Below are 13,093 nucleotides of genomic sequence, written 5' to 3'. Positions count from 1 at the left end.
TTTATTCACAATAGAAGAAGTACCACCAAATTTGACGAAGAACCAGATTTTTAAATTTCATTTCTCATATTCTCATAGGTGACTGATAAACAACAAATAATCAAACAAATAGCTTATGAGAAATACTTTCTAAGACGGCATTTCTCATAATACACCTTCTATTTTAGCTTAAAATTCACCTTATTCTCATAGTATTTCAGAGTATTTCTCATAGTCAAATACTATCTTCTCCTTTTTTCTGGTTGAAGATAAACTGTAGTTCCGATTGTCCCATATATTATGGGAAAATGTTCCCTGATATTATGAGAATTTATTCCCACAAAATAAGAGAATCTTTTCCCTACTAGTAGGGAATACTTTCCCACAATATATGGGACAAGGAGAATATGTACTTCCCTGATAATGGTTGACTAGTTGTTTCTTTATTCTTGTATAGGTTGATTGGAAAAACACTATGAGAAATGAATCCAACAAGTATGAGAAATAAGGTAAAATACGGGGTATTTGACAGAAAAACTATGAGAAATACCATCTTAAAAATCATTTCTCATAGTCTATCCTATTAGTTTTCTGCCATTTATGATTAATGAATGAGAATATGAGAAATGAAAATCATAAATACACTCTAGTAGGGGTATCTATTTCAAATTAAATAGAAAATCATAATGCCCTGCTTCTACATCAACAGTCTGCTCCTTAACACTCACTTTCTTCTTATTCTTTTTACATGAGACAGCATTATTAGGGATGCAAACTGTAGCCGTTGTTCCGGCAGGAACTGTCAATTGAAGATTCAACTGATTATCATCTTTCAACTTCCAATTAACAGCAATTGTGCCATAAGGTGATTCTTTCGTTACTTTTGCCCAGATCACACCGTTTGGTATTTGAGGATCGACATAGAAGTGACGATATCCAGGTTTAGCCTCGTCAAGACGTATTCCTCCTACAGCCTGATAAAACCAAGTACCAATTCCATTGTAACAATTGTGCACACGACTTCGTTCTCCGCTCCAATATTCCCAAGTCGCTGTCGCACCATGGTCAATCATATACAGATAACCGGGATAATCACGTTTCTTCATCATTTGATAGAAGAAATCCACTTGTTTATTCCGAACAGCCCATTCTGTCAAAATAGGTACTCCAACCAGACCAACAGCAATATGTCCTTTATATTTTTCTTCGGTCATCGTAACGACATTCTCTTTCACTTTATTGTACAAAGAATCAGGTACAACACCTACCAACATAGGATAGCACATATCCAACTGTGAGCCGGTAGAATAGATCCCTTCATCCGCACGGTAGAATGTCTGATGAATCAACTTATTGAGTTTTTCTCTACGGATAGCAAACTCTTCCGCCTCTTCTTTTTTGCCTAATGTTAAGGCTGTCTTATACATAGTGCCCAAGCATTCGCTGATAAAACAGTTACTTACCAAATCCACAGAAGCCTGATTACCAGCATCTACCCCCATAGGTGCCAGCCAATCTCCCAAATACCAGTCACGGTATTTGGTATCGGGCCAACGTTTCAGCAAACCATCTACTGTATACTTATCAACATACTTAAACCACTCTTTCATTTGAGAATAATATTTCTCAATCAAGCGGGGATCATTATAGTTGACATACGTTCTCCAGGGAGCCTGTACAAAGAATCCGCACCAATACGGACCGCCACCACCGGCACCCGGATTAGGACCAACATGCGGCAAACTTCCTCCTTCACGCATGGAGTCTCCCCATGTTTGTACCCAGTTTTCAAAAGTAGGGGCTACATCGTACATCGTTTGCAAAGACATCGTTGAGGAGTTTCCATCCCCACCATATCCTGCACGTTCCAAATGCGGACAGTCTACCATATATCCACTAAAAGTCAGACATTTCATCGTATACTGAATCATTTGGTGAATAGCATTCAAGTCGGCATCCGAACATTCAAAAGTTGCGGTCTGTTTATAATCTCCATAAATTTGCATAGATTTCATTGCACCTGTTTCCGGTTTCTGAGGAAGATTGGATATTCGCACATATCGAAAAGCGTGATGATTGAATTTATTTCTGAAGTATTCTCCTTGCTTACCACCAGATATATAAATATCACTTTCACCTTGCTTGTCAAATTCACCGTCTTTCGTCAAATTATCACTATATTCCATAATAACTTCATGACCTGCCGGCAATATAGGCATTTGCATCTCAAACCATCCGGTCTGAACCTTTCCCATATCTACCAGCCAGAGACCTTCAGCCAGCTTCTTTACAGAAACAGCCGGCAAAATCTGATGTATCTTGTTTACCTCACACATTTGAGGGGAAGCGATATGATCGGGAACATTCACTTTCACAACAGGAATCCATTCCATTTTGTCTAAAGCCTGTGTTGAAAGATCTCGCGGAAGAATCCTTCCATCCACCCTCTCACCTCCAAACTGCAAAGCACGCCAAGTACCTGTATCCGAATAGCCACTTTCACGTCCGTACCATGATCCGTCTGTCTTCGTTACGACTTCCCATTTACCATTTCTCAACACATCCAATTCTGCTTTTACCAGCGGACCTTCATAAGCAGCTCCGAAAGTCGTCGTTTTATACCAACCTTGTCCCAGCCAGATAAGCAAATCATTTTCTCCTTCTCGTAAATAAGGAGTAATATCATAAGTAACAATCAATGAACGTTTAGATAAATGTGATACAGCAGGCGTAAGGACATCTTCTCCGACCTTTTTCCCATTGACATAAATTTCGTGATACCCCAACGTGTTTACATGCAGGAAAGAAGTCTCCCTTTGAGTCAGCTTCACTTTTTTGCGAAGAATAGGAGCACAAATCTTACCACCTTCAACAGAAGCCCCAATATATTCTCCCTGCATCTGTGATTTATTTAAGATACCAACCCCAAAACGAGCAACAGGACTCCATGAAGAAATTTGTTTTTTAGCATCCCAAACGCGTACCCGCCAATAACACAAAGAACGAGAAGTTAAAGTCTTCCCTCGATAAGGCACCATAACAGAAACATCGGATTTCAATTTCCCAGTATTCCATAAATCAGCTTTATCCTGTGCCAACAGAATACTATCCGAAGCTACCTGTATCTCATAATAAGTTTGCCCGCCTTTCCAGCCGTCCCCCTTTAACTTCCAACTGAAGTGAGGGGTCACATTATCAATCCCCAAAGGATTAATAAGATTTTCACATTTCAACTCTGACAAATAAAAAGTAGATGTTTTCTTACTTCCATACACTATCACAGACAGCCAACAGAAACAACAAACTAAACATAATAACCGTTTCATACTATTCATTTTCTATTATTATTCAACTCTTGCCAGCCTCACTTTATGAGTGACAGGTTTATTGATTTTATAAATTGTTTCAACAATAGTCTTCATATAATTGCTCCAAACCTCCCGTATTTCGGGATTCATCGCTTTTATATACCAATCGTAGCTCATCCTAAGAAACCCGTCTTTAGGTAAATATTCTTTTAGTTTATCGATAGCTTTCTGATCATCAGCAAACAATAATCCTTCCTTTTTCAAGAATGAATATTCGGTCCACAAGTATTCTCTGAAGCGTTTCTCCACTTCAAACCGTTCTTCATTCAGATACATGATTTTCGCAGCTTGTTGATATTGGGGAGTATTCGGGTAATCTGCCAAATTCACTCCATTCGCCAACTTTTCGGATGAGAGATTGTCAATAAACTGATTGTCTATAGTTAACCGATACATTCCTTTCTCTAAATTTGTTACCTGAAAACGTTCCTGATTAAACTCTTCCATAAATGGAACCAACTGCATTGCATCGCGTTGTGACCTTTTATTTCCCCAGCCACTTCTAGAAATTGAATCCAGCGGATAAGGAAGAGCATACGCCAGATAATCAAAAGTCAGATCAGCTCCGTTCTTTTTCAGTTTTGAAATCTTACAGTTCTTATGAGTTATTACAGATGAATGATATGCATCAATAGATACTGATGACACTTCATCCCCAGCCAGTCCCTGTGCTTTCAGAAACAAATAGGCCATAACCATCTGTCCATCATTATCCGGATGAATTCTATCTATCCTGCAGAATGTAAATGTAGAATCTGCCTCCTGCTCTTTTCTGCTTATCTCATGCATCGGTTGGTTAAAATCAACAAAACCCCAGCCATTCTTTTTAGCCGATGTACGTTGGGCATCTATTATTTTTAAAATAGCGTTATTCTTATTACGCAATATAAAATTATTAAACTTAGAAGTCTCATCATAAGGAGAACCACCAATCAATACTTTCTTTATTTTATTTTTAGCCAGTAAGCGTTCTTCTATTTCCCGATAGCTTTCCAATGACTTTGCAATCCGTTGTTCTGACAGTTCTTTTGCATTGTCTTTCATGTAAATATCATAACCGGTATCGTTCATACCGAAAGTTAGAGTCACATAAGTTGGTTTCCTGTTGAAAACATCATAGTCCAAACGATCCTTCATATCCCACGCACTCTCTCCACCAATTCCGGCATTCATGATAGTAATCGGTTTATCCGGGAAACGAGTCATGTAATACAACCAGATAAATGAATGATAATGTCCGCCGTGAGTAATGCTGTTTCCTACAAATACGACACGTTCCCCTTCTTCAAACCGGGGTATTGTTGTTTGTGCCTGTAAGTAATCGCAATTTATATAAACTAAAGATAACAACAAGAGTATCCTCATTTTTAGTCTATTAGCCATTTTCTTTATTCTTTTAATCAAACCATAAAGATAACCGTACAACAATCAATCTGCTATATCCAGCTTATTCTTCTCTGCTTTCCCATACTGTTTCACCAATACACTTACGCCTCCTTTCAACAGTTCGGGAGTCGCCTCCATAGTGATAACCTTTTCTTCGCCCGGCATCAACGTCACATAATTATCGGACATAATAATTGGAAGTATTCTTTTCTGCGTAGCCTTATTAACAAGCCTCACCCGATTAGCAAAAGCCACAGTCTCGGAATTGTTCTTTACAGCTATCTTCATCTTTCCGTCAGACATCGATTTATCCACCAATCGGCAAGACAAAGCAACTTCCGGAAGTGTGTTCAGCAATGTATAGTCAAGAGCTCTCACGCCATTCCGCCAATAGAAGTTTTCAGAGATTAGATTACCTTTGGCATCTATCAGTTCCAACTTGATAAAATGAAGCGGAGTTAGTTCTTCTATCTCTTTTGGTTTCTCACCGTAGATTTCGAATTCGAACAATGAATATCCAAACTGTGTGGCACGGCTGATGCCTGCCAATTTCACATAACGTGCTGTAACAGGTTCCAATTCAATCTGTTCAGTACCACCTCTTCCATCTTTGTTGGTATAAACGGTTTTCCATTCTTGCGCATCATTCGATACTTGCAGTTCGTATTTCTTAGCACAAGCTGCCTCCCATTTCAAAATAACCTTTTCTATCTTTTCTTCTTTACCAAGATCAATGTATATCCATTGAGGATCACTGTATGCACTTTCCCAACGACTTCCGGCTCCTCCGTCAGTAACCATTGAAGCACTTTTAGAGGCACCTGTTGAAGAAGAAGCTACAGCCTTCTTTCCATAAGCCAGATTGAAAGGGTTAAAGTTCAAAGAAAATGCTTCTGCAATGTTGCTGGCTGCCACATCGACCTGTTTTGTCTGTCCGTATGCAGGCACTTCTTTTCCATTCAAGTCGTAAATTGTAGCTGTAGCTATTGCACCTTTCAAATCCTTTGCTGTAGTATTTATTACTTTTATGCTATTATTGGAAGCATTCCATTGGATATGTAAAGGTTCACAAGCTTTTTTTGCTCCCCAATAAGCACCTGTAGGATCATAATAATAGTCATAAGTCTGCCATACAAACGAGGGATAAGCCGGATGGCTCATCCAGATCAGAAGTCCGGCTGCATCATTCCACATCTTATCGTTCCAAGCCTCATACATACCTTTCATCACTTCGAGATTCAGCATTTGCGCTTTCTCGCAGAATTCTTCCAGTCCGGATGATTCTCCGTACTGTGTGTTCACTGAATTCTTATAATTAACCGGGTTGGCATTAGACGCTTCCTTACCAAAGAAATGTTTGTTCCATACATTGTCATCATCATTCTTCAACTGCTCATCAGTAGGCAGAGGCCACCAGTCTTTTTGCGGGATAAACTCTTTAATGCTTTCAAATGTGGGGAAAGTGGCTGTTCCTATTTCTGTACGCATACCGTAACCGTAATCAATGCCATAAGGATAAGCCGGTGTATTAAATGCCAGATTACTGCCTGAAGTTTCAAAATGGTGTCTTGGAGGTTGATTTCCCCACCAACCACTTCCGGACAATCCATCCTGATTGGAGCAAGACTTATACATACGGTCATTATTGTCCTCCTTCGCAATCATTTCACGCAGGTAATTATCCAAATCAGGTGCCGGGTGCGTTTCATTAGCTCCACACCAAATAGCAATAGAAGGATGGTTTCTGAGGCGTCTGACTTTATCAAGGGCATTCGCTTTAAATGCTTCCGGTTGCGCCACGTCATTGTATGCTACATATAACCAGAAATCATTCCATACCATAATTCCATATTTATCACAATAATCATAAAACTCATCATCTGTAACACAACCAGTCCATAGACGGATCATATTGTAATTCATCTCCTTATGAAGTCTGATTTTCGTTTCATACTCTTTGCCCTGACAGCGAAGCAGATATTCGCTCATTCCCCAGTTTCCACCTTTCAGATAGATCTTCTGTCCGTTGATAAAGAATGTAAGAACAGGATATCCCACTACATTATCGACCATTTTATACTCATACTTCTTGATACCGAATGTCATTTCTTTTACATCCGACACTTTTCCATCTACAGAACAAGTCAGCTTACAAGTATAGAGATTGGGATCACCATAACCATTCGGCCACCAAAGCCTCGGATGATCAACAACCAATTGCGCTATGTCATCTTTGTTAATAGATAGTCTGGCTGTTGTTCCTCCTTCTACCCGAATGTCTTTAGAGAAAGAAATATTCCCCGGCTGAATCACTCCGGATACAACGACTTCTTTTGGGGAAGAAGAAGCATTTCTAATATCTGCTGAGACAGAAAGCTCTGCTTTCTGCAAGGTCGGTAACTCTGAACGTACCCAAGGATCTTCCATCACTACATCTCCCGTTACCACAAGATAGGCATTGCCTGTGATACCAGCCAGACGTCCCGGTACGTATGGCATCCAGTCCCAACCGGCACCAGCCAGATAACTGGGGCTACACGCAACTCCATACGGGTCTTTAGCCTTACGCGTCTTTTTCTGATCGGCATCGGTAATCAGAACAGCTATCACATTCTTACCGGATTTCTTTATCAGATTAGTTACATCAAACTTCGAACGTAACATGTGACCGCTTACATCTTTAGTAGATGTTTTTGTTCCTGATATCTTCTCGCCATTAAAATAGAAATCGGCAAAGCGGTTCGTATTGTCGAAATGAAGCCATACCCGCTTCCCCTCCGAATAAGAAGACGGGAGTTCGAATTCCGTACGATACCAGAAAGGACGGTTATAAAACGTTTCGTCTACTTTATAAATATTATCGGCATAATTAGGATCAGGAACGATTCCTGCTTCAACATAAGCAGTAAAAACAGTTCCGGGAACCACACCTTTAACGTAATCGGACATTTTAAATTCCGGAGTAGAAATCTGCTCTCCGGTTATGTTCTCTAAATCTGCCTGGGGTTTCACTTCCCAGATAATCCGAGGATTAGAGCTGTTCAAAGACATCCATGTACTCTGCTCTGCACACCCTGTCTGGATTAGAGCCAATATAACCGATACAATGATAAGCCCAAGTTTATTCATCATACTATCAAGATTTTAAAGTAACAATTTGTTTTAGAGTATGTTATTCAATCAAAGTCCCCACTCAACATTAGGTTTATCACCCATAAACAGCTCCAATGTACCTCCGGCTGCAATGTCCGCAAAATCAAGATAACATTTATTGTATTCCTGACCGTTCAACAAGGCCTTTTGTATATAGACGTTATTTATACTATTATTATGAGCTATTACCGTGAATTTCTTCCCAGTATAATAGCTGGGATCAAGATTGAACTCTACTTTATCAAAAACCGGACTTGTAATCTCCATACGTGTATTTCCCGGACAGGAAGGATGAATACCGGAAGCAGCCAACACATACCACGCTGACATCTGACCTACATCTTCATTGCCAACAATCCCTTCAACTTTGTTTGCATAAGCCTTTTCACATGTATAGCGTGTCCATTTTTGAGTATACCAGGGAACTTCAAGCTGATTGAACAAAAAAGGAACGAAGTGCACAGGTTCATTCGCATGGTTATAATATTCATTCCACAGCATATTAGAAGGAGTTTTATTAAAGAAATCTGTTAAATCCGCAATAACTTTCTCCTTGCCACCCATCAAGTTCACCATTCCCGGAACATCGTGAGGTACAAACCAACCTTGCTGATAAGAGTTTGCTTCTATACACCCATACCATTCTTTAAGACGTGCATTCTCCGGCCATTCTACCCATGTACCATCTGCTTTACGGGGACGGAACCATCCCTTTTCTTTATCAAAAATATGATGATATGCCTGTCCCTTTTCATAGAAACATTTGGCATCGTCTTCTTTCCCCATAGCTTTCGCTAATTGAGATATACACCAATCAGTATAAGCATACTCCAAAGTGGTTGAAATACTCAATGGTTCCGGAGCATACCCCAATGAATCATTACCAAAACGACGGGATGTGTTAACGGCATAACGATATGCTTTCTCTGCATCATACGTACGAATCCCTTTGATATAAGCATCCGCCAAAACAGACAAAGCAGGATTTCCCAACATACAGCCGGAATAGGAATTCAGCAATTCCCAACGTTCATAGTATTCGCGCCCACTCTGATCTGCCATAGTAATCAATGAGTTCAGTTCATCACTTACTAAACGCGGATTAATTATAGTCTGCAAAGGAAACTGACTACGAAATACATCCCATCCACTGAATATAGTACGTTTTGTAAAAGTGCTGTCAGCCGTATGTATTTTATAATCACCGCCTACATAACGTCCGTCTACATCTGTATAGATACGAGGATCAATCATCGTATGATACATGGCAGTATAGAATATCGTTTTTTCATCATCCGTACCACCGGATATCCGGACACGATTAAGTTCTTTATTCCACAATTCAGTAGCTTCCTGCTTTACTTGTCCAAAATTTTTAGAGGCTATTTCTTGTTCAAAGTTATTTGCAGCACCCTCCATATCAACAAAAGAGATACCAACTTTTATCTCTACAGTCTCTCCCTCCTTCGTTGGAAATTCAGTAAAAAAGCCCAGATGTTTACCCGTCAGTTCTTTCTTGTCTTTTATAACCGGAGCTTGTGATACACGAGTCAAATAAGGAATACTCACTACTTCATCACGTTTCCGAACCCAATGCTCGGGAATATCTGCACTCCAAAAGCCATAATTAGTCAAAGGTTTACTAAATTGTGCATAATAATAAACGGTATAATCGGCTTTTCCTTCACCATTACCCCATCCACCACCATCAGGTGTGCACTTCATCCATCCTTGAATAGTGTAATCATCTACAACTTTAATATACTGCGAAGTAGATGTTCCCCCTACTCTGCGAGCTAAATCAATCTGAATACGCGATTGGTCACTAGAAGGATAAGTAAAATGTAAAATTCCACAATGTGGTGTTGCGCTACTTTCTACTTTGATATGATAATCAGTCAATTCTACCGAATAATATCCGGCCTTAGCCGTTTCAGTGGCTTTGTTATAAGCCGAACGATATCCTTTTATACTATCATTATTCTCTTTACCTGCCACTTTATATAATTCACCAGTTGTAGGCATCACAAGAAAATTGCCCAAATCACCAAACCATCCCACACCACTCATCTGGGTAAAGGCAAATCCTTCGATTGTCTTATGTTCATCACTGTATCCGGAACCGTTATCACCTCCCGTTATTGTATTAGGACTAACCTGTACCATACCATAAGGAGTCGTAGCTCCGGGAAAAGTTTTACCTAATCCGTGATAAACACCGGCAGCCCCTACACTAGTACTGGCACCAATAAACGGGTTTACATAATCGGTCGGAACCCAATCTTCCGATACGGTATTGGTTGATGAGCAACCCGTCATCCAACACAAAAAGCAAACAATTAAAAGATTAGCAGTCGCTTTATACATAACAATAATCTAATTATTTTAAGTCAAACTAAGAACGAAAGTCTTAATACCAAACCGAGGCATTGAAATCATCATTTCCGATTTACCTGCACGTGTTTTTATCTTCTTTCTTTCGATACATCGTCCATTCAAATCAACTTCCTCCACTCCGGATAATGGCATGTCAATGGTAACCTTTTGTAATTTTTCGTCTCCTTCAGAATTGAACAGGCGCAATAGTACCTTTCCATCTTTCATTTGAAGAGCACTCACTTGATAACCAGTATTCTGTAAATCAATAAATGATTTCGATTCCGGTTTTGCCACTGGATAGCAAGAATACAGCAATGGTTCATTCCAACAATCGCTATCATCTGCGATTGATGCTTTGTCCCATTTGCCACGATGAGGTATAATTGCATACTTCATCCTCAAAGGGTGTGTTATTTTATAATCAGGTCCCCAAAGTCCTCCACCCGAATATTGAGCAGTCAGTCCTAGCGGATAGTCCTCTCCATAAGAATAAGAAGTAGTATGGTCTGATAATAAAGCCAGAGCATAGTCGCCTTCCTGTTCAGCCAAGTCAACCCAATGAAGTATAATATTATGTTTGATTTGATCCCAAGAACCAAAGAAAGTATCAGTCAGTTTGCTTTCGCATACATCAAACGGTGCATCTTTATAAACACGGGGAGAATGTAAATCAGTCGGGAATAATACACTTAGTTTAAACCGATCGTCACAATAAGCCCGACGATTATCACGCCAACGTTCCTCTTTATATTCACCAATACCTACATTCTTTTTCCAGTCAACCGTCAAATCAAAATCGATCCGTCTCGTTCCTTTAGTGAGAGTGATTACTTGTGTAAACGGATGGGAAGCAATCTCACCCTCTATCTTAATTTTTTGCTCATATACATTATCCCTTACTACTGTCAGCTTGGCCGGAGTCTCTATAGAAGAACGAAATTTACCTTCTTCATAAAAAAAGCCTCGTAGCTCCCCTAAAGCATATTTCTCCGTTTTACCTGCAAAATCCTTATTCCCTTCTTTTTTAGCTATCAGGCTTTTTATGGTTCCTCCCTTTGATAAGTCAAAAACAATTTTATACATATCATTTTCAACCACGTATTCCTGTTTATTCACCTTATTACCTTCCAAAACGAATCTACTCTCCGAAGCCTCTTTCTTACCGGCTTCTTTCTTTTTTATACAATACGTGGAATAACCAAAGGGAGGAATCTCTGCCTCAAAAAATAATCTTATCTCTTTACCTTCATTTTCTACCAAAGAACCTATATCTTTACCTTTCCAGTCATAAACACTTAGATCCGCATTTTCAAATTCCGTAGGCAGAAGAACACTTACGACTTCCTTTCTTCTCATTCCTAATGTATTAAAAACACGTATATATTGCTGTTGAGCATTATTTTGCGGAATAAACTTTTCATTAAAGCTCTGCATAGATGCCTCAATAATTCCATCTGCAATATGATTGGTACTATCTGTCCATCGCTTAATCTGATCAGCCCATGTTCCTTTCCTATTCAGTCCATTATAAGGCACAATCCATGAATCATGATGTTGTGCCAACATCAGTGTACGCCAAGCCTCATCCATATCTGCCTGTCGACAAATATATTTATTTTCCAGATAAGCCATTACAGACATTTTCTCTGCCATGACAATTCTATTTTCTGAAACGCGTACTTCTTGCGCTATTTTTTGCAAAACCTGACTTCCCCACATAAGATTCACATGTATATCTTCCTGTGAAAAGTACCAATTATCATCCGTTTTTCCGATGGAGACATTTTCAATGTAATCTCTCCATGTCATATATATAGAATTATTTTTTGTGTTCTTTCCACTTCCCAGCCATGGGCCGTTTTTCCATCCCGCATCCTGAAAACACATACCAACGGGGTGTTTGATACCTGCGTTACGGCAATCTTTTAAATAAGCATCCGAATTTCCCCAAGCAGTTGTCTGCCAGGTTGATCCCGGCTCCAGTTTTTCACAAGCATACCTGGGAACAGTCAATATTGAAGTCCCGTCCGGTCCTACCCAATTAACCAATTCTCCGCCATACGCAGCAGTATACCCTCCCCAACAGGTGTTGGGACATTTTAATACAGCATATTTAAAGCCGAATTGTTTAAGGATTTGTGGCAAGCAACTTGTGAAGCAAGGTTCTTCTACCGAATAGGTTACAAAATCTACCTCCGGAAAATGTTTGTTTATTTTAGCAATACCATATTGAAACTGTCTTATTATACTCTCTCCCGAGATATTATAGCAATAAGGCTGTGCATAAGTAGGATTCGTAAACTCTACCTGATTACTAGTAGCCATCTCTTTAAAACGTAAATAAGCCTCCGGAGTCTGTACTCTGACTGTATCCCATGTTTCAGGCTCTATCTCCATACAAATTCGCCAGTCCGGATGCATAGCCAGCTGATCCACAATAAATTGAGTTTTCCACTTTACCGGATAATGTCCATATATCCCGCCATGATACCCATCAACAAAATAAGCTTGTTGAGAATAAACATTTGCATAAAAGAAAACAGTCAGTAATATGATATAAATTTTATTCATGGTATCCTAAACCTATTTATCTTTATGTTGCTCCATTCTACACATAAATTCATATAATTTATGTTGGACAACTTCTTTATTATTTTCATATTCCGGAGATATCCAATCAACGAGTGCCAGCAAATTCTGATTTTCTATAAATTCTTCTTTCAGCCTTTCGTTGTTTTCCACTTCTATGAGAAACTCTGTTTTTTCATCAGAAGTAAATTCATCCGCAAAATATTTATTCAGACAATTCTCCATATACACAGTCCTTT

At 39.3% G+C, this 13,093-nt stretch carries 6 protein-coding genes; all 6 read right to left on the bottom strand.

Annotated elements, in window-relative coordinates:
- Positions 1–638: 638 nt before the first annotated feature.
- Genes DXA54_RS24765 through DXA54_RS24740 form a run of 6 tightly spaced genes read right to left on the bottom strand, consistent with a single transcriptional unit; the run spans position 639 to position 13,079 of the window.
- Positions 639–3,314 carry an alpha-L-rhamnosidase gene (locus DXA54_RS24765; RefSeq protein WP_120080921.1) on the bottom strand — a complete coding sequence of 892 codons (2,676 nt, stop codon included), beginning with the start codon at positions 3,312–3,314 and terminating at the stop codon, positions 639–641.
- 9 nt (positions 3,315–3,323) lie between these two features.
- The gene (locus DXA54_RS24760) at positions 3,324–4,730 is read right to left on the bottom strand and encodes an SGNH/GDSL hydrolase family protein (protein WP_120080923.1); all 1,407 of its coding nucleotides are present in this window, start codon (positions 4,728–4,730) and stop codon (positions 3,324–3,326) included.
- A gap of 45 nt (positions 4,731–4,775) precedes the next feature.
- Complete coding sequence (locus DXA54_RS24755) at positions 4,776–7,865, bottom strand: discoidin domain-containing protein (protein ID WP_120080919.1); 3,090 nt, start codon at positions 7,863–7,865, stop codon at positions 4,776–4,778.
- Between the two features lie 48 nt (positions 7,866–7,913).
- Positions 7,914–10,253 carry a GH92 family glycosyl hydrolase gene (locus DXA54_RS24750; protein ID WP_008650698.1) on the bottom strand — a complete coding sequence of 780 codons (2,340 nt, stop codon included), beginning with the start codon at positions 10,251–10,253 and terminating at the stop codon, positions 7,914–7,916.
- Between the two features lie 18 nt (positions 10,254–10,271).
- Positions 10,272–12,836 carry a glycoside hydrolase family 38 C-terminal domain-containing protein gene (locus tag DXA54_RS24745; protein WP_008650697.1) on the bottom strand — a complete coding sequence of 855 codons (2,565 nt, stop codon included), beginning with the start codon at positions 12,834–12,836 and terminating at the stop codon, positions 10,272–10,274.
- 12 nt (positions 12,837–12,848) lie between these two features.
- A complete protein-coding gene (locus DXA54_RS24740; RefSeq protein ID WP_008650696.1) occupies positions 12,849–13,079 on the bottom strand; it encodes a hypothetical protein in 231 nt (76 codons plus the stop codon).
- Between the last annotated feature and the right edge of the window lie 14 nt (positions 13,080–13,093).

Origin of the sequence: Bacteroides sp. OF03-11BH (assembly GCF_003604005.1) — a bacterium.
Lineage (GTDB): Bacteria > Bacteroidota > Bacteroidia > Bacteroidales > Bacteroidaceae > Bacteroides > Bacteroides ovatus.
The sequence above is the reverse complement of the archived record's forward strand: the minus strand, read 5'-3'. Positions and strand labels throughout refer to the sequence as shown.